The sequence below is a fragment of the Pantoea eucrina genome, assembly GCF_001691555.1.
In the GTDB taxonomy this organism is placed as follows: Bacteria; Pseudomonadota; Gammaproteobacteria; order Enterobacterales; family Enterobacteriaceae; genus Pantoea; species Pantoea borealis.
The window spans coordinates 1,141,918-1,166,138 of record NZ_MAYN01000008.1; the positions used below are offsets into that span (position 1 = coordinate 1,141,918).

Consider the following 24,221-nt stretch of genomic DNA (forward strand, 5'->3'; position numbering starts at 1 on the left):
AGAGTGACGCAACATTTATCTCAGCCGGTTGTGAAATGAATTCCATTTTTGTTGAGATTTATCCAACTTTTTTTGACAGTGCATTTTCTCCTTCTATATTACCTCCCATTCTGCCGCTGCTTATCCGCGCGCCCTGCTGCAACTGGCGCATAATTAAACAGAGTGCTATTTAAGTTGCGTATCAGATTTTATCAGGTAGAGTGTGGGCGATTCAGCTTTCAGGGAGTTCACACCAGGATGTGTGATGATGTCAGACGGAAAAAGTGTAGTTAATCATGAGGTTGCGCACACCGTTTTAAACTGAATAGTGGTCAGTCCCCGCCAGCTTGAAAAATAGAGTGCTGGCAGCAATATTAAACCCACTGGGTTTTGGGGCATTAATCCTCTCCCGTTTATCAGGACGTTTTAATCAGGTAAAGGTACATATGGGTAAAGCACTCGTTATCGTTGAGTCCCCGGCAAAGGCCAAAACAATCAATAAATACCTCGGTAATGACTACGTGGTGAAATCCAGTGTCGGTCATATCCGCGATTTGCCGACCAGTGGTTCAACGACCCGTAAAAGTACTGACGGTGAGAAGGCAAAAACCGGTAAAAAAGTAAAAAAAGATGAAAAGGCGGCGCTGGTCAACCGAATGGGTGTTGATCCGTGGCACGGCTGGGAAGCTGATTATCAAATCCTGCCGGGCAAAGAGAAAGTTGTCTCTGAGCTCAAAAGCCTGGCCGCTGATGCCGATCATATCTATCTCGCAACCGACCTTGACCGCGAAGGGGAAGCCATCGCCTGGCATCTGCGTGAAGTCATTGGCGGCGACGACAAGCGTTTCAGCCGGGTGGTGTTTAATGAAATCACCAAAAATGCGATTCGCCAGGCGTTTGAAAAGCCGGGCGATCTGAATATTGAGCGGGTCAATGCCCAGCAGGCGCGTCGTTTTATGGATCGCGTTGTGGGGTATATGGTGTCGCCTCTGCTGTGGAAAAAGATCGCCCGTGGTCTCTCTGCCGGACGCGTTCAGTCAGTAGCGGTTCGCCTGGTTGTTGAGCGCGAGCGCGAAATTAAAGCGTTTGTGCCGGAAGAGTACTGGGAGATCAACGCCGATTTTGCTACGCCAAAAGGTGATGCGCTGGCGATGCAGGTGACGCATCAGAGTGACAAAGCGTTTCGTCCGGTTAACCGCGAGCAGACGCACGCAGCGGTCGCGATACTGGAAAAAGCGCGTTATGAAGTGCTGGATCGCGAAGACAAACCGACCAGCAGTAAACCTTCTGCACCATTTATTACCTCAACGCTGCAGCAGGCTGCGAGCACACGCCTTGGATTTGGCGTGAAGAAAACCATGATGATGGCGCAGCGGCTGTATGAAGCGGGTCACATTACCTACATGCGTACTGACTCCACGAATCTGAGTCAGGATGCGGTGGCAATGGCGCGCGACTATGTCGCCAGTGAGTTCGGCAAAAAATACCTGCCGGATGCGCCGGTGACTTACACCAGCAAAGATAATTCGCAGGAAGCGCACGAAGCGATCCGTCCGTCAGATGTCAACGTCAGCGCTGAGCAGCTGAAAGATATGGAAGCGGACGCGCAAAAGCTTTATCAGCTCATCTGGCGCCAGTTTGTGGCGTGCCAGATGGTTCCGGCTAAATATGACTCCACCACGCTTACCGTAGGGGCAGCTGAATTCAGGCTCAAGGCAAAAGGCCGCACGCTGCGTTTTGATGGCTGGACGCGCGTTATGCCGGCGCTGCGTAAAAACGATGAAGACAGAACGCTGCCACCCGTAGCGGTAGGGGAAATTCTTGATTTAACCGCACTGCAGCCGAGCCAGCACTTCACCAAGCCTCCGGCGCGATTCAGCGAAGCTTCGCTGGTGCGCGAGCTGGAGAAACGCGGTATTGGTCGTCCGTCAACCTACGCGTCTATTATTTCCACTATTCAGGATCGTGGCTATGTGCGCGTTGAAAACCGCCGTTTCTACGCTGAGAAGATGGGCGAAATCGTCACCGATCGACTGGAAGAGAATTTCCGCGAGCTGATGAATTACGACTTTACCGCGCATATGGAAAATAGCCTCGATCAGGTGGCTAACAATCAGGCGCAGTGGAAAGGCGTACTCGATTCCTTCTTCAGTGATTTCAGCCAGCAGCTTGAGCAGGCTGAAAAAGATCCGGAAGAGGGCGGCATGCAGCCGAATCAGATGGTGCTGACATCAATCGACTGCCCGACCTGTGGTCGTAAGATGGGCATTCGTACGGCCAGCACTGGCGTATTCCTCGGCTGTTCAGGATACGCCCTGCCGCCAAAAGAGCGCTGCAAGCAAACTATCAATCTGATCCCGGAAAATGAAGTACTGAACGTACTGGAAGGTGACGACGCTGAAACCAACGCGTTACGTGCCCGCCGCCGCTGCGTTAAGTGCGGCACTGCGATGGATAGCTATCTGATTGATAACAGCCGCAAGCTTCACGTCTGTGGTAATAATCCAGAGTGCGATGGTTATGAAATTGAGCAGGGCGAGTTCCGCATTAAGGGGTATGACGGCCCTATTGTAGAGTGCGAGAAGTGCGGATCGGAGATGCACCTGAAGATGGGACGCTTTGGTAAATACATGGCGTGCACCAACGAAGAGTGTAAAAACACCCGTAAGATCCTGCGCAACGGCGAAGTTGCGCCGCCGAAAGAGGATCCGGTGCCGCTGCCTGAGCTTCCCTGTGAAAAATCAGATGCCTATTTTGTGCTGCGTGACGGCGCGGCTGGCGTATTCCTTGCGGCCAACACCTTCCCGAAATCGCGTGAGACCCGGGCACCGCTGGTGGAAGAGCTGAAGCGCTTTGCTGACCGTCTGCCGGAAAAGCTTAAATATCTGGCCGAGGCGCCAGCAGCCGATCCGGAAGGAAATAAAACCCTGGTACGTTTTAGCCGTAAGACAAAACAGCAGTACGTTTCGTCTGAAAAAGAGGGTAAAGCGACTGGCTGGTCGATGTTCTATATTGACGGCAAATGGCAGGAAGCGAAAAAATAACTCTCCGGGGCTGGCATCTGTCAGCCCCGTTTACTTTCCCCGCCTTATAACCTAACGTTCTTTATTTCCTTAGAAACTGATATAGTTGTTATAGTTTTTCTATTCTCCATTCGCTCTGTTCCTCACATCTGCATCAAGGGCGGCTGCCGTAAAGCACGTTAGTCGCTAACGGGAAGATATAACTATGAAACTGCAGCAGTTGCGCTATATCGTGGAAGTGGTCAATCACAATCTCAACGTCTCATCGACCGCTGAAGGACTCTATACCTCACAGCCTGGTATCAGTAAGCAGGTCCGTATGCTTGAAGATGAGCTGGGGGTGCAGATATTTGCCCGCAGCGGCAAGCATCTGACTCAGGTCACACCGGCTGGCGAAGAGATTATCCGTATAGCACGTGAAGTATTATCAAAAGTCGACGCGATTAAATCCGTAGCGGGTGAACATACCTGGCCTGATAAGGGATCTCTTTATGTCGCGACCACGCACACGCAGGCACGCTATGCGTTGCCGGGCGTAATCAAGGGGTTTATAGAGCGCTATCCCCGCGTGTCGCTGCATATGCATCAGGGCTCGCCTACACAGATTGCTGAGGCAGTGTCGAAGGGCAATGCTGATTTTGCGATTGCGACTGAAGCCCTGCATCTTTATGACGATTTAATCATGCTGCCCTGTTACCACTGGAATCGCGCGATTGTAGTCACACCCGATCACCCGCTGGCAGGCAAAGACAATGTGACGATAGAGGAACTGGCCGACTTTCCGCTGGTGACCTATACCTTCGGGTTTACCGGACGTTCTGAGCTTGATACTGCATTTAATCGTGCAGGGCTTACACCGCGGATCGTGTTCACCGCAACCGATGCAGACGTTATTAAAACTTATGTGCGGCTTGGCTTAGGCGTGGGTGTGATCGCCAGTATGGCGGTTGACCCTGTAGCCGATCCGGATCTGGTTCGCATAGAAGCTTCAGAGATTTTCACCAATAGTACAACGAAAATTGGCTTCCGCCGCAGTACCTTCCTCCGCAGCTATATGTATGATTTTATTCAGCGTTTTGCGCCACACCTTACGCGGGATGTGGTAGACACTGCCGTTGCTCTGCGTTCCAACGATGACATCGAAGCGATGTTTCGCGATATCAAACTCCCTTTCAAATAATTTGCTAAATCATGAATTTACCGGGGTGTCCAGTGGGCACCTTCAGGTTTCCTCCCCGCTTAGCGCCATCAGTAGTTCAACAAAAGCTGACATTTTTCTGTAAATAAAACATGCATCACAGGTTTTTTCATTGTTATTAATTAATTGAGAAACAGTACACATTTTTTGGCTCACTACTTTGCACACTGCCAGGATTATTCCCATACTCCAGTTAACACCTGATGAAGAAGGGCTTTAATACTGAGTTCTTTTATTTAACTCAAATTTAAACTGGTACTAATTGTTGTTTAACCCAAATTGTTTTTGCTCTTTTTTTATTAGTTATGCGGTCTGTGTTTCAATAAGGCTAATCAGTTTTCGCAGCTTTGATTAATAGCGTTAATCGTTGTGCTCAATAAAAATAACTGGATTTTTGGACTTAAGAAGTTTAGGATTCATCCTAAATCTTAATCGTTGTTATCAATCGTTTTGTTGAGAGTGATTATCAAAAACTATGGCTACGAGAATAACTGTACAACCCGACTTCCGGGCAAAGAGCACCAAGGTTCAGCGTACCGGTAACACCCGTCGCAAGGCCTGGTTGGCTGTCTTCGCTGCTTCAGCACTGTTCTGGGTAGTGGTGGCATTAACGATTTGGCGTTTATGGGGCTAAGCCATGTGGGCAAACTCACTCAGTCGTAAATATCCGGTAACTGCACGGCAGCCAAATACACCTGCGTGCAAAGCAAAAGAAGCTCCTGCTGCTGAGCAGTCTGTAGCGATTCCTGCTTCCTGGGATCTGAGTGACAAGCAGCGCAGCTTTATCGAATCCTTTATGGATCCAAAACTCAAATAAGTGTTGTTGTACGAACGTTTAGCATCTGATATTGCTTTGATTTTTCCGGTTATTCCGGCGGGCCAGCAAAAAGCCCCTGACTTTACACTGCAAAAAAAGCGTCGACAGTAGATAACTGAAGACTAAAGAAAATTTAGCCCGAGAACCGGGAAGGAGTGACGAATGAATACAACCACTTTTTCATGGCTTAGCGTTTATGCTTTCTCATTTGCCTTTTGGGCAGCGGCAGCCTGGGCTCTTATGTAACCGACGCTCTTTATTACCGAATTCATAGAAATGCCCCGACTCAGGTCGGGGCATTTTTGTTTGTGGCACCCTGTGCCCTATTGTGTTGTTATCAAAACGTTAAGGAAAATGTAGTCTATCTTTAAGCTAAACCTTGCACTCTCTGAGGTTTAGCCTAAAGGAATTAAAGGAGGAGACATGTCGTTAACATTACGCGAGCAAAGTCAGGATACGCTGGCGGTCGGGACACACACCTATCATTATTACAGTCTTGCCAAAGCCGCACAGCATACCGGCAACATTGATCGCTTACCAAAATCGATGAAGGTACTGCTGGAAAATCTGCTGCGCTGGCAGGATGGTGATTCCGTTACCCTTGACGATATTCAGGCGCTGGCAGACTGGCAGCACAACGCGCATGCTGATCGGGAGATTGCCTATCGTCCGGCACGTGTGCTGATGCAGGACTTTACCGGCGTACCTGCCGTGGTTGACCTGGCAGCGATGCGCGAAGCAGTAGAACGCCTGGGCGGAGATGTGGCAAAAGTTAATCCCTTGTCCCCGGTTGATCTGGTTATTGACCACTCCGTGACTGTTGATCGCTTCGGCAACGATGACGCCTTTGGTGAAAACGTCAGGCTGGAGATGGAACGCAACCATGAACGCTATGTTTTCCTGCGCTGGGGCCAAAAAGCGTTTAACCGGTTTCGCGTTGTGCCACCCGGTACCGGCATCTGTCATCAGGTTAACCTGGAGTACCTTGGCAAAGCCGTCTGGCATGAAGAGCTGGAGGGCAAACATGTTGCCTGGCCCGATACGCTGGTTGGTACCGACTCGCATACCACAATGATCAATGCGCTGGGCGTACTGGGCTGGGGCGTCGGCGGTATTGAGGCGGAAGCGGCCATGCTCGGCCAGCCAGTCTCAATGCTGATTCCTGATGTGGTCGGCTTTAAGCTGACCGGCAAACTGCGTCCGGGCATTACTGCAACTGATTTGGTGCTGACAGTGACCCAGATGCTGCGTAAGCACGGTGTTGTTGGCAAATTTGTCGAATTCTATGGAGACGGGCTGGCAGATCTGCCGCTGGCCGATCGTGCAACGATTGCCAATATGGCCCCTGAGTATGGTGCTACCTGCGGTTTCTTCCCGATTGATGAAGTCACCCTGAGTTATATGACGCTGACCGGGCGTGATGAGCAGCAGGTTGAACTGACAGAAGCGTATGCGAAACAGCAGGGGCTATGGCGTAATGCTGGCGATGAGCCCGTCTTTACCAGCACGCTGTCGCTGGATATGGCTGACGTCGAATCCAGTATTGCAGGACCCAAGCGTCCGCAGGATCGGGTGGCGCTGGGCGATGTGCCGGCCGCGTTTGCCGCCAGTAATGAACTGGAAATTAACCACGCGCAAAAACCGCATAAAGCGGTCAGCTACTGCGACAGTGAAACCCGCCAGTCACATCAGCTTGATGATGGTGCGGTTGTGATTGCCGCAATTACCTCCTGTACCAATACGTCAAACCCCAGCGTGCTGATGGCTGCCGGCCTGCTGGCAAAAAAAGCGGTTGAGCGCGGACTGAAGCGCCAGCCGTGGGTAAAAGCCTCGCTGGCACCAGGATCAAAAGTGGTGTCTGATTATCTGGCAACGGCACGCCTGACGCCTTATCTGGATAAACTCGGCTTCAACCTGGTAGGGTATGGTTGCACTACCTGTATCGGTAACTCGGGGCCGTTGCCGGATGAGATTGAAAGCGTCATTAAAGAGGGCGATCTTACTGTTGGCGCCGTGCTGTCCGGCAACCGTAATTTTGAAGGGCGTATTCATCCGCTGATCAAAACCAACTGGCTGGCTTCGCCACCGCTGGTGGTAGCCTATGCGCTGGCCGGCAATATGAACATCAACCTGCAGAGCGACCCTATTGGTCAGGATCAGACCGGGAAAGATGTGTATCTCAAAGATATCTGGCCATCGCCGGAGGAGATCGCCGCCTCGGTGCAGCTGGTTAATAGCAGTATGTTCCGTAAAGAGTATGCGGAAGTCTTTGACGGGACGCCAGACTGGCAGCAAATCTCTGTCAGCGAAGCGGCAACCTATGACTGGGATGAAGGGTCGACCTATATCCGCCTTTCTCCTTTCTTTGATGATATGGAGAAAACGCCAAAACCGGTTGAGGACATCCGCGGTGCCCGTATTCTGGCCATGCTGGGCGACTCAGTCACCACTGACCATATTTCGCCTGCGGGAAGTATCAAAGCCGAGAGCCCGGCGGGACGCTATCTGCTGGCGAAAGGCATAGAGCGTAACGACTTCAACTCCTACGGTTCGCGCCGCGGTAACCATGAAGTGATGATGCGCGGCACCTTTGCCAATATTCGTATCCGCAATGAAATGGTGCCCGGTACGGAAGGCGGCTACACCCGGCACTATCCGGGTAATGAGACGCTGGCTATCTATGATGCCGCAATGAAATATAAAGAGGAGGGCGTGCCGCTCGCCGTGGTGGCCGGGAAAGAGTATGGTTCAGGCTCCAGCCGCGACTGGGCCGCTAAGGGACCACGTCTGCAGGGCGTGCGCGTAGTGATCGCTGAATCCTTTGAGCGTATCCATCGTTCCAACCTGATTGGTATGGGGATCCTGCCGCTGGAGTTTCCGACTGACGTCACCCGTAAAACGCTGCAGTTAACCGGTGAGGAGCGGATAGATATCGCCGATCTGTCGCAGCTGACGCCTGGCTGTACGGTCAATGTGACCCTGACACGCGCAGACGGTCGTCAGGAGCAGGTTGCCGCACGTTGTCGTATTGATACCGCCACCGAACTGACCTACTACCGTAATGACGGCATACTGCACTATGTTATCCGTAATATGCTGAACTAAAAAAAAGCCGGGCTTGCCCGGCTTTTCTCTTTCAGGATTTTGGCAGCAGATGCCCCATTTTTTCCGCTTTAGTATCGAGATAATGGGCATTTTTTGGATTACGCCCGACAATCAGCGGCACGCGCTCGACAATATTGATCCCCGCTTCGCTGAGGATCTCAACTTTGCGCGGATTATTGGTCAGCAGTCGCACTTCATCAATCCCCAGCAATTTAAACATATCAGCACACAGGGTGAAATCACGCTCATCGGCGGCAAAACCCAGCTGATGGTTCGCTTCTACGGTGTCGTAGCCTTTATCCTGCAGCGCATAGGCGCGGATCTTATTCAGCAAACCGATATTACGGCCTTCCTGACGATGATAGAGCAGTACACCGCGACCCTCTTCAGCAATCGCTGTTAAGGCCGCTTCCAGCTGAAAGCCGCAGTCGCAGCGCAGACTGAACAGCGCATCGCCGGTCAGACACTCAGAGTGAACACGCGCCAGCACCGGCGTGTGATCGCTGATATCACCGTAAACCAGCGCCACATGATCGTGGCCGGTTGCCAGTTCTTCAAAACCTACCATCAGGAAATCTCCCCATGGCGTGGGCAGTTTAGCTTCTGCTACCCGTTTAAGCTGCATGTGATTCTCCAGAACCTTCAGAGGATGCGCTATCATCTTGATAACGCACGGGCCGACTGACCCGAAAATTGTGTCTATTGTGCCATATCCACAAGCAGGCCCGCTAATCAGTCAGAAAGATTGTAGTGATAAAGCACGATTATCCAAGCCGCTTTAGGTATGTTATTCTTTTTTCAGCTAAAGTTATTCAGCAAACGCGTCATAACCCGCAGGAAAAGCCAAAGTATGTTGAAAATAGTGCAGCGCACGACGCTGGGGGCCTTCTTATTAATCGCGATGCCACTCTGCGTCTGGCTTTCGGGCTGGCAATGGCAGCCGGGTGAAAGCGGGGGCGTACTGCGTTTTTTGTTCTGGATGACGGAAACGGTCACCAGCCCATGGGGGATCATCACCAGTAGCGTGCTGAGTGCCTGGATGCTGTGGTGTCTGCGCTTCCGCCTTAAGCCTGCTATTCTGCTGCTGATTATCATGAATGGCGCCATCCTGGCCGGGCAGTATACGAAGTCATGGATCAAAGAGCAGGTGCAGGAGCCGCGACCCTATGTTGTCTGGCTCGAGCAGCAGCATGGCATCAGCAACGACGCATTTTATCAGCTGAAAAGAAAACAGCGGGGTGAGATGGTTAATACGCTGCTGGCCAGTGATACGCAAATTCCCCGCTGGTTAAAGCAGCACTGGGCATTTGAGACGGGATTTGCTTTTCCTTCCGGTCATACTATGTTTGCTGCCAGCTGGGCACTACTGGCAATGGGACTGCTCTGGCCGCGGCGCCGGGTGGTTACGCTGGTTGTGCTGTTTAGCTGGGCCGTTATGGTTATGGGCAGCCGGCTGTTGCTGGGTATGCACTGGCCGCGTGATTTGATTGTCGCAACGCTTATCTCCTGGCTGCTGGTGACCGTCGCCACCTGGCTGGCACAGCGCTTTTGCGGTCCGCTTACGCTTCCGCCTGACGAGCAGCGCGAAGTCAAAGCGCGGGACGATGGATTGTAATCAGCTGAACTGCCCCCATATAGCTGATTACGCTTGCGCAAAGCCAGCTAACTGATAACGTGAAAGCAGCACGGTACGCGCTTTTTTGGCATACTCTATTGGAAACTCTACGACAGGACGCATTGTGAAATATTTGCTGATTTTTCTGGTGGTACTGGTCATTTTCATCATTTCAGTGACGCTGGGTGCTCACAATGATCAGGTGGTGACCTTCAACTATCTGCTGGCGCAGGGTGAATTTCGTGTTTCCACGCTGCTTGCAGTGCTGTTTGGCGCCGGTTTTTTACTGGGCTGGGCAATCTGCGGGCTATTCTGGTTACGTATCCGCGTTTCACTGGCACATGCTCAGCGTAAACTGAAGCGTATGCAGGCGCAAAACGAACATGCTTCAGCAGCCACTACCGTATCGACCACAGGTCGTCGGGATTAATGTTCAATGCATGAATTGTTGTTTCTGCTTCTCCCGGTCGCAGCGGCTTACGGCTGGTATATGGGACGACGCAGCGCGTACCAGAATAAGCAACAGGAAGCGAACCGCCTGTCACGAGAATATGTGGCCGGGGTGAATTTCCTGCTTTCAAACCAGCAGGACAAAGCCGTCGATCTGTTTCTCGATATGCTGAAAGAAGACAGCGGAACGGTTGAGGCGCATCTGACGCTTGGCAATCTGTTTCGTTCACGTGGTGAGGTTGACCGCGCTATACGTATCCATCAGTCGCTGATGGAAAGCGCTTCATTAACCTACGACCAGCGACTTCTCGCGATTCAGCAGCTTGGCCGCGACTATATGGCCGCAGGCCTCTACGATCGCGCAGAGGATATGTTCAGTCAGCTAACGGATGAAACCGATTTTCGCATTGCCGCCCTCCAGCAGCTTTTACTGATCCATCAGGCAACCAGCGACTGGCAGAAAGCGATTGATGTTGCGGAGAAGCTGGTAAAGCTGGGAAAAGAGAAGCAGAAGGGCGAAATTGCGCACTTCTATTGTGAGCTGGCGCTGCAGGCAATGAGCAGTGACGATCTCGATCGCGCCATGTCGCTGCTGAAAAAAGGCGAAGCGGCCGATAATCAGAGCGCGCGCGTTTCCATTATGATGGGGCGCATTCTGATGGAGCAGGGGGAGTATGCGAAAGCAGCACAGCGCCTGCAGCGGGTGCTGGATCAGGATAAAGAGCTGGTCAGTGAAACGCTGCCTATGCTGGAAACCTGTTACCAGCGGCTGGCACAGCCAGAAGTCTGGGCCGGTTATCTGCAGCGCTGCACCGAGGAGAATACCGGTGCCGCCGCCGAGCTCTATCTGTCAGATATTCTTGAACAGCAGCAGGGTCCGGAAGCGGCGCAGCTCTATATTAATCGCCAGCTGCAGCGTCATCCTACTATGCGTGTTTTCCACCGGCTGATGGACTTTCACCTGCATGAAGCGGAAGATGGTCGTGCAAAAGAGAGTCTGATGGTTCTGCGCGATATGGTCGGTGAGCAGATCCGTACCAAACCACGCTATCGCTGCCATAAATGCGGCTTTACCGCCTACGCGCTCTACTGGCACTGTCCATCCTGCCGGGCGTGGTCTTCAATAAAACCGATCAGGGGACTTGACGGGCAGTAACCGTAATTTTTAAAAAAAACAAGCCAACTAGTTACAACATACTCTTCATGCAATTCTATTCTGGTCAGCCAAAGAGCGGCGGAAAGCTTAACAGGGTGCATTGGCGGCCCATAAGATTGTTCTGCCGCAGCATGGCAGGTAGAATGCAGGCCGTTTGTTGCCCTGTGCCTGTTTATGAGGAAACGTTATGTCTGTAACCCCTTCACCCATTCTGGTGGCGCTCGACTACAGTAATCTGGATGACGCACTGCGCTTTGTCGATCGTATTGACCCTGCTCAGTGTCGCCTTAAAGTAGGCAAGGAGATGTTCACGCTGTTTGGTCCGTCAGTGGTCCGGACATTACAGGCACGCGGATTTGATATATTTCTTGATCTGAAATTTCATGATATCCCCAATACCACCGCGCATGCCGTAGCTGCCGCCGCAGAACTGGGCGTCTGGATGGTCAATGTGCACGCGAGCGGGGGAGCACGTATGATGCAGGCCGCCCGCGAGGCGCTGGTACCTTTTGGAAAAGATGCACCGCTGCTCATTGCTGTAACCGTACTGACCAGCATGGATGAAGAGGATTTACGCGGGCTGGGCATTACGTTGACGCCGGCACAACAGGCAGAACGTCTGGCGCGTCTTACCCGTCAGTGTGGGCTGGACGGCGTTGTCTGCTCAGCTCATGAAGCGGTAGCCTTTAAACAGGCGTTTGGCAGTGAATTTGCCCTGGTCACACCCGGTATTCGTCCGGCAGGCAGCGAAGCTGGCGATCAGCGCCGTATTATGACGCCCCTGCAGGCGAAGCAGGCCGGGGTTGACTATATGGTGATCGGTCGTCCGGTTACGCAGTCAGCCGATCCGGCTGCCACGCTGCAGCAGATCATTACATCGTTAGAGGAGGCGTAATGGCCCAGGACAATCCACTGGTTTACTCCACTGACAGCGGGCGTATTGTGCCGGCAGAAGAGAAGCCACAGCGACCGCGCGGCGACGGTATTGTACGCATTCAGCGTCAGACCAGCGGACGTAAAGGCAAGGGCGTTTGTCTCATCACCGGTATCGATCTGGACGATAACGCGCTGGCTATCCTGGCCGCTGAGCTCAAGAAAAAGTGCGGCTGCGGTGGTTCGGTCAAAGAGGGCGTGATTGAGATTCAGGGTGATAAACGCGACCTGCTCAAAACCCTGCTCGAAGCTAAAGGGATGAAAGTTAAACTGGCGGGCGGTTAACGAAAGCGGGCCACGCTGGGTGGCCCGTACAAAATTATGTCTGCTGTGTAGCCTGCAAAAATTAACGGTCGATTTGATGGCCGATGATGCCGCCCACCGCCGCGCCACCAACGGTGCCCAGACCACTGCCGTTGGTCAGTACTGAACCACCAATGGCACCGGCACCGGCACCTATTGCCGTATTACGATCGCGCTTAGACCAGTTTGAACAGCCGCTCAGCGCAACAACTAATGTTGCTGCCAGCACGGCAACGGATACACGTTTCACTGTTGTAGTCATAACTATCTCCTTGATGATTGGCTCAGAAGCAACAGCAATAAGTATAGATGCCAGACGGCAAAGTTCGTCATTCCCGGATGGAAAAGTTGGACAAAGCCGCGCGGTTTATGCTGCCTGCGCACAGTAAAAACCCTGAAACCGGGTGGCCCTGTTTACTTTTCATCGTTGCAGAGTATCGTCAGGCAGAAACCGCCGGATCTGCGCCGCACTTATCAGGATACAGCGACTTTCCACAAAGCATTCAGCCATTCTTTCCATAACATCCGGTCTCTTCTCTGAGCACAATCTCTCTATCACAGACTGGTGGAGAACAATGATGCTGGAAGCGCTAAAGCAGCAGGTCCTGGAAGCGAATCTCGATTTACCCCGCTATAACCTGGTGACGTTTACCTGGGGCAACGTCAGCGCCATTGACAGAGAGCAGGGGGTTTTGGTGATCAAGCCTTCCGGAGTGAGATATGAAAAGATGCAGCGGGATGACATGGTAGTCGTTGATCTGCAGAGCGGTGCGGTGGTTGAAGGTGCACTGCGCCCGTCATCTGATACGGCAACGCATCGTGCGCTCTATCAGGCCTGGCCAGATATTGGCGGCATTGTTCATACGCACTCACGGCATGCCACAATCTGGGCGCAGGCAGGACGCGATATACCCGCCTGGGGCACGACACATGCTGATGATTTCTACGGCACGATCCCCTGCACCCGCGCCATGCTGCGCATGGAGATCGATCAGGAGTATGAGTGGAATACCGGACAGGTCATTATCGAAACCTTTGCCCATCGAAATATTCAGCCGGCTGCTGTCCCTGCGGCGCTGGTTAACTCTCACGGCCCTTTTGCATGGGGCAGCGATGCAGCGGCGGCAGTACACAGTGCGGTGGTCCTGGAAGAAGTCGCCTATATGGCGCTGCATACCGAACAGCTGCGCGCTGAATTACCCCCCATCTCACAAAATCTGCTGGATCTGCACTATCTGCGCAAGCACGGCAAAAATGCGTGGTATGGACAATAAGGCTGTTCTCAGTAAGCCAGGCGCCTGCGGGCGCTTTTTTTATTACTGCGTCAGTAAATTCCTGGTCAGAAATAACGGTTTTATTCGCACACCCCGCGCTAAATCATCTTTATTCACAACGCGTTAGGCGATCTCATGTAGTCTGGCTCCCGCTCGACTATACCCTGAAATGGCGCTAATGATTATTCACCCCCCTGTTCAGGGATACTTCTGGATTTTGCTTTATAAATCAATCTCTCATTTGGTCTGGCCTCACTCTGCATTACGCTGATGTGGCGTTAAACGCATCACATAAATATTAGAGGATGAGACTATGACCGTTATTAACCAACCAACCTGCCGCCTGTTTACCGAAGCGGGACAGACTACCCAACTTGTTGCCTACTACGAAGAAGGGCGTCGCACCATGTGGATGATGTTGCGGGCTCAGCCACGCCCAAGCTTCAACCATGAATTAATCGAGGAGATCATGAACCTGAGCTATACGGCTCAGCGTTCCGGACTGCCGATCGATTTCTGGGTAACCGGCTCTTTAGTTCCACAGATGTTTAACGCCGGTGGCGATCTGCGCTTTTTTGTTGAGTGCATTCGCAACAACCGTCGTGAGGCGCTGCGGGCTTATGCCCGGGCCTGCGTTGACTGCATTCACTCGGCGGCGCGCGGGTTTGATACCGGCGCGGTAACGCTGGCGATGATCGAAGGCAGTGCCCTTGGCGGAGGCTTTGAGGCTGCGCTGGCGCACCATTTTATTCTGGCACAGAACAGCGCGCGGATGGGTTTTCCGGAAATTGCGTTCAATCTGTTCCCGGGAATGGGGGGCTATTCGCTGGTCGCGCGTCGCTCCGGCATGAAGCTGGCAGAAGAGCTGATTTGTGAAGGAGAGTCGCACAGTGCGGAGTGGTATGAAACACGCGGCCTGGTCGATAAGGTATTCCAGCCGGGTGAAGCGTATCGCGCCACGCGCACCTTTATCGACACCTTACGGCCTAAGTTAAATGGTGTGCGTGCCATGCTGAAAGCGCGTCAGCGCGTGCTGCAGCTGTCACGTGCTGAACTGATGGATATTACGGAGGACTGGGTAGATTATGCCTTTACGCTTGAACCCAAGGATATCGCCTACATGGAGCGCCTGGTGCAGTTACAAAACCGCCACAGTGCTTCATTACGTAAAGCCGGATAACACGTCCGCGCAGCGTTAAACACGGGCAGGATGCTTCAGCCAATGCCCGAGCTGTTCTGCGGGCATTGGTTTGGCGTAATAATAGCCCTGGCGCCCATCCACACCGTTAGTGAGAACAAATTTTTCTTCCGCTTTGGTTTCAATACCCTCTGCAATCACCTGCAGCTCAAGGGCTTTGGCAACCGCCACAATCGCGCGCACTAAAGATTGCGAAACCGGTTGTTTATTGATATCCCGGACAAAACTCTGATCCAGCTTAATGGCATCAATGGGTACCCGTGCCAGCTGGGAAAGAGAGGAGTAGCCGGTGCCGAAATCATCGAGATGTACCTGCGCCCCAAGCTCCTGAAACTGTTTCATGAGCTTAAGCGCCCCGGCTTCATTCTCAATCAGGCAGCTTTCGGTTAATTCAATATCAATCGGGGATTCCGTCAGCCCGGCTTCGCTCAGTGCATTTTTCAGATCGCTGTAAATGCTCTGATCGATAAGCTGCTTCGCGGAAACATTGACGGCAACGCGCAGAAAAATACCTTCACTGCGCCATTTTATAATCTGTTGCAGCACATTAAGCATGACCCAGCGGCCCAGTGGAACAATCAGGCCGGACTCTTCAGCATAGGGGATAAAGTCGCCAGGCGAGACCATACCGCGTTCCGGAGAGTTCCAGCGTACCAGAGCTTCAGCGCTGCGCACCTCGCCGTCGCGATCAACCTTAGGCTGGTAATAGACCACCAGGTGATCCTGCTCCAGCGCTTTACGCAGGTTAGTATCGAGCCAGAGGTATTCAAAGACCCGCTTGTTCATTTCACTGGTAAAGATGCAGAACTTACCGCGTCCGTTTTCTTTGGCGTGATACATTGCCGTGTCAGCATTGCGGATCAGGCTTTCGCGATCCTCGCCATGCAGGGGGGCCAGCGAAATCCCGATTGAGCAGCCGCTGTAAACTTCAATCAGCCCGATGCGGAAGGGCTGCCGCAGCCGCTCAAGGATGCGCGACGACATCGCCTCCAGCGCCGCCTGACTGGTATGTTCAGCCAGTACCACAAATTCATCGCCGCCAAGACGCGCCAGCGTCTGGTCTTTACCCAGGCAGCTGAGAATAGCCAGCGATACCGCCTGCAGCAGCTGATCGCCGAACATATGACCGTACGCGTCATTTACCTTCTTGAAATTGTCGAGATCGAGGTAGACCACACCGGTCTGGGAACCGTTCGCCAGCTCCAGTGCCAGGCTAATTTGCTGATGAATAGCGTTACGATTAGGCAAACCGGTGACCGTATCGGTATTTGCCAGCACCCGGAGCCGCTCCTGCGCCCGTCGCTCTTCGGTAATGTCTGTTCCGGAACAGATGAGGAAAATTTCATTTTTCCCGCTGCCACTGTGAACGAACTTATTACGGAAGAGAAACAGTCGCTGACCCTTTTTGGTCTTAACCCAGCGCTCGACTTCATACGAATTTCCGTCGCGGAAAAAACCGGTGATATTACGGCGCGAAGCCTGCGCTTCCTGCCGGGTCATAAAGAGCTGAAATACATTGCGGCCGATAACTTCCTGCTCTTTCAGACCGGTATACTCTTCACTCAACCGATTAAAGCGCTGAATGTTACCGCGCTGATCGAGGATAACAATAACCGAGTTGGCTTCGGATACCACCTGTTCGGCGAAAGAGAGTCCCTGAGTCAGATCGCGTGCCACTGATGACGTATCACCCCATGCAGATGCGGTGCCAGCCCAGGTAGACTGGTTCACCTTACGACCGACAAAGTGCATTGGCACCGGGGTTCCGTGCAGCGGCAGAGTAAGATTGATGCTGGAGGTAATCACCGTCATCGCCCGTAACAGACTGGCCTGTGCCGGGGTAAGCGAAACGGCCAGATTGGTATTGGCATTCTCATCTTCGGCAAAATGCAGTGCGTCACTGTCAGAGGTTAACCGCCAATGGGGGCTGGTGGTGCCAAACAAGGCATACAGCAAAGTTTGCCCCTGTTCATCGGTCATGTAAACGTCCTCCGGCCATGTCTCTAAGACTCTATCTCATTATTTTAGCAACAGTATTCAACCTCCTGCATAAGCACAAGATGCAAACCGAATATATTTTTGTTTTTATTAAAGAATGGCACGAAAAAGCCCCGAAAACGGGGCTTATGGCGATCAGCAGGGACATCTTCCAGGGTTTCCGGCCTGGCTCGGAAAGCGTGCATCAAGACAGTGCCGGTGAAAGGTACGTTCATCCATGGGCGGCGTTTCAGGGTGGTGGCAGCGCATATGCTTCAGATAAGTTTGATAGTCGTGTACGCCAACCATTAAACGAAAGCTTTGCTGCAACCCTCGCCAGATCTGCTGCCAGCGGGAGAGCGGCGGTGCATCAGTGGCGCACGCTATCGGTAAGCAGCGCTGAATCTGCCAGCCTGCGCCGGGAGGCGTCCAGCGATAAATGGCCTCAGACATGACGTACCTCCTTACGCAGTGAAACCTCGGATTCGCGCACGGTAGGCGTGGTACTGCGGAGCGCACGACGAATGACAAAAAAGGCGGCAATCAGCATGACCACTGCGACCAGCATAAAGAATCCGCACAGCGCCGCATTGATCTGATTACTGAACACAATGGTCTGCATATCCGCTACGCTTTTAGCCGGGGCAATCACCATGCCGTTATCGATACCCTGCTGAAATTTGCGCGCCTGTGCCAGAAAGCCAATGGCCGGTTTTTCATGGAAAATCTTCTGCCAGCCTGCGGTCATTGAGGTAATAAACAACCACGCGGTGGGCAGAATAGTGACCCAGGCGTAACGCTGTTTTTTCATTTTGAACAGCACGACAGTGCCGAGGATCAGCGCCATAGAGGCGAGCATCTGGTTACCAATGCCAAACAGTGGCCACAGCGTATTAATTCCGCCCAGCGGATCCACCACGCCCTGATAGACAAAAAAGCCCCAGCCCGCGACGGCGACGGTGGTACCGGCCATATTGCCCAGCCAGGAGCGGTTGCTGCCCATTGCCGGAACCACGGTACCCACTAAGTCCTGTACCATAAAGCGACAGGCGCGGGTACCGGCATCCACGGCGGTCAGGATGAACAGGGCCTCAAACAGAATGGCAAAGTGATACCAGAACGCCATCATCGCGCGACTGTTGAATACCTCGGTGATGATGTGTGCCATGCCTACGGCGAAAGTGGGGGCACCTCCGGCGCGTGAGAGCACCGTGCTTTCGCCCACGTCACGCGCAATGCTGCTCAGCATCTCCGGCGTGACAACAAAGCCCCAGCCGTTAATGACCTGAGAGGCGTTCTCTACGGTGGTTCCAATCAGCGCGGCCGGTGAGTTCATCGCGAAGTAGACGCCCGGATCCAGCACCGAAGCGCAGATCAGCGCCATGATTGCCACGAACGATTCCATCAGCATGGCGCCGTAACCGATAAACCGGATATGGCTTTCGCGCTCTACCAGTTTTGGCGTGGTGCCGCTGGAAACCAGCGCATGAAACCCGGAAATAGCCCCGCAGGCAATGGTGATAAACAGGAACGGAAAGAGTGCGCCGGAGAAGACCGGACCAGTGCCATCAATAAATTTTGTTACTGCCGGCATCTTCAGCTCCGGCATGGCAAACAGAATGCCAATCGCCAGCCCGACAATGACGCCAATTTTCAGGAAGGTAGAGAGGTAGTCGCGCGGGGCCAGCAGCAGCCAGACCGGCAGCGAAGAGGCGACAAAACCGTAGATCACCAGCACCCAGGTCAGCTCTGTGCCTTTCAGGGTGAAAAAGGGACCCCAGTAAGGATCGGCGGCGACGTCTCCCCCATAGATAATCGCTGCCATCATCAGGACAAAACCGATGAGGGAAACCTCAGCAATTTTTCCCGGGCGCAGAAAGCGCATATATACGCCCATAAACAGCGCAATAGGAATCGTCGCTGCAATAGTGAAAAGCCCCCACGGGCTGTTGGCGAGTGCTTTGACCACCACCAGCGCCAGCGCGGAGAGAATGATGATCATCACGCCCAGCGCACCGAGCATCGTCACCACGCCGGCAAAAGACCCCAGCTCCTGGCGCGCCATTTCTCCCAGCGAGCGTCCGTCACGGCGGGTAGAGATAAACAGAATCAGGAAATCCTGTACCGCGCCGGCGAACATAACGCCTACCAGAATCCAGATCGTGCCCGGCAGAAATCCCATCTGCGCGGCCAGAATCGGTCCGACCAGCGGTCCGGCTCCGGCAATGGCTGCAAAGTGATGACCAAACAGCACCCATTTATTGGTCGGAACATAATCCAGGCCATCGCTGAGTCGCTCTGCCGGCGTGCGGCGGCGATCGTCAAGTTCAAAGATGCGGCGGGCGATAAACAGGCTATAGAAACGGTAGGCGATGCTGTAACAGGCTACCGAGGCGATAACCAGCCAGACCGCATTCACATGTTCGCCGCGGCTGAGCGCGAGCATGGCAAATGCGCCAGCACCTATTAACGCCACGGCTAACCAGACGAGGCCGGTTTTGACGTTGTTCATGAGTTAACTCCTTGTAGAGGCCGGAAAAACAGGCAAGCGAAATACAACGAGTTAAAAGTAAGGTAAAAAAATGTTAACGAAAGGTGGTAAAAGCAGAAGTGTGAAGCGCGATACAAATTTAAGCAGAGAAGAAGCAGAGAGGAAAAGGCGACGCGGGATAACAGCCGTTATCCCGCGTTATTATTACAGTCAGACTGCCGGGCGGGCAACCACGCTGCGGGTCTCCATGCGCACTTCAGCGATGGTGACGTCAATGATGTCCGTAACGCGATAAACCACTTCACCTTTGATCTGCACCGTGCCGCTCTCCTGCGAGCAGACCAGCTCATCGCGTACCGCATGAATGAACGGTGCCGGAATAAAGGCCACCGCACCATTTTCCTGCAGGCGTACGCGCATACCGCCGCGCGAGACATCAATGATCTCGGCGCTGAATTTGCGCTCGCTGCCGGCGAACGGCGTCAGGAAACGCGCATAGAGCCAGTCGCCCACGTCGCGCTCAGCCATCCGGTTAAGGCGACGACGCTCACCCATGGTAACCGTGACGTCACTTTGCGGACGGGCAATACTCTCGCCGCGCACGATGGCTTTCAGCAGGCGATGATTGATCATATCGCCAAACTTACGGATCGGTGAGGTCCACGTCGCGTAGGCATCCAGACCCAGGCCAAAGTGCGGGCCAGGTTCGGTACCAATTTCAGCAAAGCTCTGGAAACGGCGAATACGGCTGTCGAGATACTGAGTCGGCTGCGCGTCCAGTTCGCGACGCATCTGGCGGAACCCTTCCAGCGTAGTGATGACCTGCGGATCAACGGTAATACCGTGGCCAGCCAGCACGCCTGCAACCTGTTCAGCGTTGGCCAGGTCAAAACCGGTATGCAGGTTATAGATGCCAAAGCCCAGCTTCTTCTGCAGCACGGTCGCCGCGCAGATGTTAGCCAGAATCATCGCTTCTTCAACCATGCGGTTAGCGATACGACGATGTTCAGCGATAATATCCAGTACTTCACCTTTCTCTCCCAGCAGGAAGCGGAAATCAGGGCGATCTTTGAATACCAGTGCATGCGTCTGACGCCATTCGCTGCGCGCCAGGCAGAGACGATGCAGCAGACGGATCTGCTCAGCAATCGCGTCATTTTCCGGCTGCCAGCTGCCGCTGTTTTCCAGCCAGTCTGAGACGTTGTCGTACACCAGTTTGGCTTTCGATTCAATCCAGGCAGCAAAGAACTGCACGTCATCGGCGAGCGCACCATCCGGCTGGACGGTGACCCGGCAGGCGAGCACCGGGCGTTTTTCATGCGGACGCAGCGAGCAGACATTGTCGGAGAGCTCGCGCGGCAGCATCGGAATGTTAAAGCCGGGGAGATAGTTGGTAAACGCGCGCTGTGCAGCCAGTTTATCAAGCTCGCTGCCTTCTGCTACGTAAGCCGTGGGATCGGCGATAGCGATGGTCAGCAGCAGGCTGCCATCCGCCTGCGCTTCAGCATAGAGCGCATCGTCCATATCCTGGGTGCTGGCGCTGTCGATCGTGACAAAGTTCAGCGCAGTCAGGTCTTCACGCGTCAGCTGCTCATCCAGCATCCCGCCGCATTCACTCTCTGGTGCCTCGCGCTCCAGATTATGACGCGACAGCGTAACCCACCACGGTGCCAGAGGATCGTCCGCGGTAACGATAAATTCAGTCAGCTCAGCATAAAAGCCGCGATCGCCTTTTAGCGGGTGGCGACGCATCTCAGCCACAGCCCAGTCGCCGTTCTGGAAATCGTGCGTCAGACCGCGCACGGCGCGACACTGAATCGCATCTTTCAGCAGCGGATGGTCCGGTACGATTGAAAGACGATCGTCTTTTTTCTGCACCCGCCCGACGAAGCGCGTCAGAAACGGCTCAATCAGGGCATCCGGCTCAGCACTTTCACGATCTTTATCCGTGTGGATCACCGCTGTGATACGATCGCCGTGCATCACTTTCTTCATTTGCGGTGGCGGAATGAAGTAGCTTTTCTGAGCATCAACTTCAAGGAAGCCAAAGCCTTTTTCTGTGCCTTTCACAACGCCTTCGGCGCGCGGAGTCTGCGCGTGAAGCTTCTCTTTCAGCTGCGCGAGCAGCGGGTTATCCTGGAACATAATTTAGTCAGTTTCGTGGCCTAAGAGCGGTGGACAGTTTTACGCGAATCGGGCGCGCGCGGCAAGGTCAAAACGGGTTAAAAAGCCGCAGAGCGCGGCTTTTGTTTCAGAGAGTAAATCGCCATCAGGCGATGCGCTGCGTCGGCAGAGCGGCGCTGAGCGTGAGCTTTACCGGCACCGATTTAGAGGTCGGTGTCCCGCTGATATCGCCGTAGCTTGAGAGCGGTACCAGCGGATTGGTTTCCGGATAGTAGGCCGCGAGATTACCGCGCGGAATATTGTAAGGCACCAGTTTAAAGCCGCTGACGCGGCGGGTCAGGCCATCATTCCAGAGTGTTTCGATATCCACCTGCTGGCCTTCGGTAAAGCCCAGTGCCGTCATATCGTCCGGATGAATAAACACCACTTCGCGCTGACCATAGACACCACGATAGCGATCGTCGAGGCCGTAAATCGTGGTGTTGTACTGATCGTGCGAACGCAGCGTCTGCAGCGTAAACGGCACAGTAACGTCGCTGCCCAGCTGAGGAAACAGCGAGTCGGGCAGGGCGGACGCGCTGAATTCAGCACGCTTAGATGGTGTACTAAAGCGCAGTTCTGCCGCTGCATTGCCAAGATAAAAACCGCCAGGCTGGTCGCACTTCGTATTGAAATCGGCAAAGCCCGGAATCGTGGCAGCGATATGATCGCGGATAATATTGTAGTCCGCTGCCATGCCGAGCCAGTCGATATGCTCACTGCCCAGCGTAGCGTGTGCGATACCCGCTACAATGGCAGTTTCCGAACGCTGCGTCTCTGCCAGCGGGATGCCCACACCTTCTGAAGCGTGAACCATGCTGAAGGAGTCCTCAACGGTAATAAACTGGTTGCCGCCAGCCTGACGATCGCGTTCGGTGCGACCCAGCGTAGGCAGAATCAGCCCTTCATGACCCGGTACCAGATGACTGCGGTTGAGCTTGGTACTGATATGCACCGTCAGACCACAGTGCTGCAGCGCGGCTTCCGTTACCGGAGAGTCAGGCGCGGCCGCGGCCAGGTTGCCGCCAAGGGCAATCAGCACTTTGACTTCATCGCGCAGCATAGCGCCCAGCGCTTCAACGGTATTGTGACCGGCATTGCGCGGGGGTTCGAAACCAAAATGGGCACCCAGCGCATCCAGGAAAGGCTTAGCGGGTTTCTCATCGATTCCCATCGTGCGGTTGCCCTGCACGTTGCTGTGGCCGCGCACCGGGCAGAGACCGGCACCTTTTTTGCCCAGCTGACCAAATAAAAGCTGCAGGTTGACAATTTCACGCACGGTGTCGACGGAGTGCTTGTGCTGTGTGATCCCCATCGCCCAGGTGATAATGACCCGTTCCGCACTCTGATAAATCGCTGCGGCTTCGCGAATTTGCGCTTCGCTCAGGCCTGACTGCTGCACAATCTGCTGCCACGGGGTGTTATCAACCGCGTCCAGATAGGCCTCAACACCCTGAGTATTTGCCGCGATAAACGTCTGGTCGAAGATACCCGGCTCACCGGCAGCAAGACGCGCGCGCTCCACTTCCAGCAGCGCTTTTACCATGCCGCGCAGGGCGGCCATATCGCCTCCGAGGTTAGGCTGGTAGTAGGCCGAGCTGATGGTGCCCGCTTTGGATGTCACAACTTCCAGCGGCTTCTGCGGATCGGCAAAGCGCTCCAGACCACGTTCGCGCAGGGTGTTAAAGGTAACAATTTTTGCGCCATGATCGGCTGCATGACGCAGGCTATGCAGCATACGCGGGTGGTTGGTGCCCGGGTTTTGTCCCAGCACAAAGATAGCGTTTGCGTGATCGAAGTCGTCAAGACGAATGGTCCCTTTTCCGACACCGATACTGCGTTTCAGACCGCTGCCGCTGGCTTCATGGCACATGTTGGAGCAGTCAGGGAAGTTATTGGTACCCATCACGCGGCCAAACAGCTGATAGAGCCAGGAGGCTTCGTTACTGGCGCGCCCTGACGTATAGAGTTCCAGCTGATCGGGGTGGTCCATCGCGTTCAGGTGCTGCGCAATCAGTGCAAACGCCGCATCCCAGCTGATGGGTTCGTAGTGGTCGGTAGCGCTGTTATAGCGCATCGGGTGCGTCAGACGCCCCTGATACTCAAGAAAATAGTCGCTCTGCTGATAAAGCGTGCTGACGCTGTGCTGAGCAAAAAATTCAGGCTCAACCACGCGACGTGTCGCTTCCCAGGTAACCGCTTTGGCGCCGTTTTCACAGAAGCTAAAGGTGCTTTTGTTATCATCACCCCAGGCGCAGCCGGGGCAGTCGAAGCCGCGCGCTTTGTTCATGCGCATCAGATTACGCATGTTTTTCAGGGCGGCTTTGCTGTCAAATACGAAGCGGGTGGTGGCTTCCAGTGAACCCCAGCCGCCGGCAGCAGCGCGGTAAGGCTGAATTTTACGTTTAAATTTCATGGTAGTCGCAGGCTTATTGTTTATGAGTTGTTATCAGAATATGTCTTCTGTTGAAAAGAAGTGTGCGACTGAGGACAGAAGTTGTCTAATTGATTGACTTAATTGAGCGATAGGCGGCGTTTA

At 53.7% G+C, this 24,221-nt stretch carries 18 protein-coding genes; 11 read left to right on the plus strand and 7 right to left on the minus strand.

Features of this window, described 5'->3' with window-relative positions:
* The first annotated feature begins 425 nt into the window (after positions 1 to 425).
* From topA to acnA, 4 genes are all read left to right on the plus strand, one after another.
* The gene (gene topA / locus BBA90_RS11565) at positions 426 to 3,023 is read left to right on the plus strand and encodes a type I DNA topoisomerase (protein WP_065649269.1); all 2,598 of its coding nucleotides are present in this window, start codon (positions 426 to 428) and stop codon (positions 3,021 to 3,023) included.
* Positions 3,024 to 3,207: 184 nt separating this feature from the next.
* The gene (gene cysB / locus BBA90_RS11570) at positions 3,208 to 4,182 is read left to right on the plus strand and encodes an HTH-type transcriptional regulator CysB (protein ID WP_039384577.1); all 975 of its coding nucleotides are present in this window, start codon (positions 3,208 to 3,210) and stop codon (positions 4,180 to 4,182) included.
* A 493-nt stretch (positions 4,183 to 4,675) separates the two neighbouring features.
* Entirely contained in the window at positions 4,676 to 4,834 is a 159-nt protein-coding gene (locus BBA90_RS18820; protein WP_075050740.1) for a YmiA family putative membrane protein, read from the plus strand.
* A gap of 606 nt (positions 4,835 to 5,440) precedes the next feature.
* Positions 5,441 to 8,122 (plus strand): aconitate hydratase AcnA, encoded by a 2,682-nt coding sequence (acnA, locus tag BBA90_RS11580; protein WP_065649270.1) that lies wholly within the window; start codon positions 5,441 to 5,443, stop codon positions 8,120 to 8,122.
* A gap of 31 nt (positions 8,123 to 8,153) precedes the next feature.
* Here the strand turns inward: acnA and ribA are convergent, their stop codons facing one another.
* Positions 8,154 to 8,747 (minus strand): GTP cyclohydrolase II, encoded by a 594-nt coding sequence (ribA, locus tag BBA90_RS11585; RefSeq protein WP_039384570.1) that lies wholly within the window; start codon positions 8,745 to 8,747, stop codon positions 8,154 to 8,156.
* Between the two features lie 225 nt (positions 8,748 to 8,972).
* Here ribA and pgpB point away from each other — a divergent pair, with 225 nt between their 5' ends.
* The 5 genes from pgpB to yciH all read left to right on the plus strand — a co-directional run bounded on the left by pgpB (position 8,973) and on the right by yciH (position 12,561).
* Complete coding sequence (gene pgpB, locus BBA90_RS11590) at positions 8,973 to 9,737, plus strand: phosphatidylglycerophosphatase B (protein ID WP_065649271.1); 765 nt, start codon at positions 8,973 to 8,975, stop codon at positions 9,735 to 9,737.
* Positions 9,738 to 9,861: 124 nt separating this feature from the next.
* Positions 9,862 to 10,167 carry a LapA family protein gene (locus BBA90_RS11595; protein WP_065649272.1) on the plus strand — a complete coding sequence of 102 codons (306 nt, stop codon included), beginning with the start codon at positions 9,862 to 9,864 and terminating at the stop codon, positions 10,165 to 10,167.
* Positions 10,168 to 10,173: 6 nt separating this feature from the next.
* Positions 10,174 to 11,343: a lipopolysaccharide assembly protein LapB gene (gene lapB / locus BBA90_RS11600; protein WP_065649273.1), complete on the plus strand. Its 1,170-nt coding sequence runs from the start codon at positions 10,174 to 10,176 to the stop codon at positions 11,341 to 11,343.
* Between the two features lie 187 nt (positions 11,344 to 11,530).
* On the plus strand, positions 11,531 to 12,238 hold the full coding sequence (gene pyrF, locus BBA90_RS11605) for an orotidine-5'-phosphate decarboxylase (RefSeq protein ID WP_065649274.1): 708 nt from the start codon (positions 11,531 to 11,533) through the stop codon (positions 12,236 to 12,238).
* A complete protein-coding gene (yciH, locus tag BBA90_RS11610) occupies positions 12,238 to 12,561 on the plus strand; it encodes a stress response translation initiation inhibitor YciH (protein ID WP_065649275.1) in 324 nt (107 codons plus the stop codon). The genes pyrF and yciH overlap by 1 nt, the downstream gene beginning before the upstream one ends.
* A gap of 61 nt (positions 12,562 to 12,622) precedes the next feature.
* Here the strand turns inward: yciH and osmB are convergent, their stop codons facing one another.
* Positions 12,623 to 12,841 carry an osmotically-inducible lipoprotein OsmB gene (gene osmB / locus BBA90_RS11615; protein WP_039384556.1) on the minus strand — a complete coding sequence of 73 codons (219 nt, stop codon included), beginning with the start codon at positions 12,839 to 12,841 and terminating at the stop codon, positions 12,623 to 12,625.
* Positions 12,842 to 13,157: 316 nt separating this feature from the next.
* Here osmB and araD point away from each other — a divergent pair, with 316 nt between their 5' ends.
* Both araD and BBA90_RS11625 read left to right on the plus strand, forming a co-directional pair.
* A complete protein-coding gene (araD, locus tag BBA90_RS11620) occupies positions 13,158 to 13,853 on the plus strand; it encodes an L-ribulose-5-phosphate 4-epimerase (protein WP_065650466.1) in 696 nt (231 codons plus the stop codon).
* Positions 13,854 to 14,166: 313 nt separating this feature from the next.
* A complete protein-coding gene (locus tag BBA90_RS11625) occupies positions 14,167 to 15,033 on the plus strand; it encodes a crotonase/enoyl-CoA hydratase family protein (protein ID WP_065649276.1) in 867 nt (288 codons plus the stop codon).
* Positions 15,034 to 15,048: 15 nt separating this feature from the next.
* Here the strand turns inward: BBA90_RS11625 and pdeR are convergent, their stop codons facing one another.
* From pdeR to BBA90_RS11650, 5 genes are all read right to left on the minus strand, one after another.
* Complete coding sequence (gene pdeR / locus BBA90_RS11630; protein WP_065649277.1) at positions 15,049 to 17,031, minus strand: cyclic di-GMP phosphodiesterase; 1,983 nt, start codon at positions 17,029 to 17,031, stop codon at positions 15,049 to 15,051.
* Positions 17,032 to 17,184: 153 nt separating this feature from the next.
* Entirely contained in the window at positions 17,185 to 17,481 is a 297-nt protein-coding gene (locus BBA90_RS18825; protein WP_075050741.1) for a YbdD/YjiX family protein, read from the minus strand.
* Positions 17,474 to 19,540 carry a carbon starvation CstA family protein gene (locus BBA90_RS11640; RefSeq protein ID WP_065649279.1) on the minus strand — a complete coding sequence of 689 codons (2,067 nt, stop codon included), beginning with the start codon at positions 19,538 to 19,540 and terminating at the stop codon, positions 17,474 to 17,476. Before BBA90_RS11640 ends, BBA90_RS18825 begins: the two co-directional genes overlap by 8 nt.
* A 189-nt stretch (positions 19,541 to 19,729) precedes the next feature.
* Positions 19,730 to 21,664, minus strand: coding sequence for an exoribonuclease II (locus tag BBA90_RS11645; RefSeq protein WP_065649280.1), 1,935 nt, complete (start codon positions 21,662 to 21,664; stop codon positions 19,730 to 19,732).
* A gap of 124 nt (positions 21,665 to 21,788) precedes the next feature.
* Positions 21,789 to 24,098, minus strand: coding sequence for an FdhF/YdeP family oxidoreductase (locus BBA90_RS11650; protein ID WP_065649281.1), 2,310 nt, complete (start codon positions 24,096 to 24,098; stop codon positions 21,789 to 21,791).
* Positions 24,099 to 24,221: the final 123 nt, after the last annotated feature.

Bases quoted from the DNA above. Each gene is read 5' to 3' on its own strand.
- topA (WP_065649269.1), top strand. From the start codon at position 426: ATGGGTAAAGCACTCGTTATCGTTGAGTCCCCGGCAAAGGCCAAAACA.
- cysB (WP_039384577.1), top strand. From the start codon at position 3,208: ATGAAACTGCAGCAGTTGCGCTATATCGTGGAAGTGGTCAATCACAAT.
- BBA90_RS18820 (WP_075050740.1), top strand. From the start codon at position 4,676: ATGGCTACGAGAATAACTGTACAACCCGACTTCCGGGCAAAGAGCACC.
- acnA (WP_065649270.1), top strand. From the start codon at position 5,441: ATGTCGTTAACATTACGCGAGCAAAGTCAGGATACGCTGGCGGTCGGG.
- ribA (WP_039384570.1), bottom strand. From the start codon at position 8,747: ATGCAGCTTAAACGGGTAGCAGAAGCTAAACTGCCCACGCCATGGGGA.
- pgpB (WP_065649271.1), top strand. From the start codon at position 8,973: ATGTTGAAAATAGTGCAGCGCACGACGCTGGGGGCCTTCTTATTAATC.
- lapB (WP_065649273.1), top strand. From the start codon at position 10,174: ATGCATGAATTGTTGTTTCTGCTTCTCCCGGTCGCAGCGGCTTACGGC.
- pyrF (WP_065649274.1), top strand. From the start codon at position 11,531: ATGTCTGTAACCCCTTCACCCATTCTGGTGGCGCTCGACTACAGTAAT.
- yciH (WP_065649275.1), top strand. From the start codon at position 12,238: ATGGCCCAGGACAATCCACTGGTTTACTCCACTGACAGCGGGCGTATT.
- osmB (WP_039384556.1), bottom strand. From the start codon at position 12,841: ATGACTACAACAGTGAAACGTGTATCCGTTGCCGTGCTGGCAGCAACA.
- araD (WP_065650466.1), top strand. From the start codon at position 13,158: ATGCTGGAAGCGCTAAAGCAGCAGGTCCTGGAAGCGAATCTCGATTTA.
- BBA90_RS11625 (WP_065649276.1), top strand. From the start codon at position 14,167: ATGACCGTTATTAACCAACCAACCTGCCGCCTGTTTACCGAAGCGGGA.
- pdeR (WP_065649277.1), bottom strand. From the start codon at position 17,031: ATGACCGATGAACAGGGGCAAACTTTGCTGTATGCCTTGTTTGGCACC.
- BBA90_RS18825 (WP_075050741.1), bottom strand. From the start codon at position 17,481: ATGTCTGAGGCCATTTATCGCTGGACGCCTCCCGGCGCAGGCTGGCAG.
- BBA90_RS11640 (WP_065649279.1), bottom strand. From the start codon at position 19,540: ATGAACAACGTCAAAACCGGCCTCGTCTGGTTAGCCGTGGCGTTAATA.
- BBA90_RS11645 (WP_065649280.1), bottom strand. From the start codon at position 21,664: ATGTTCCAGGATAACCCGCTGCTCGCGCAGCTGAAAGAGAAGCTTCAC.
- BBA90_RS11650 (WP_065649281.1), bottom strand. From the start codon at position 24,098: ATGAAATTTAAACGTAAAATTCAGCCTTACCGCGCTGCTGCCGGCGGC.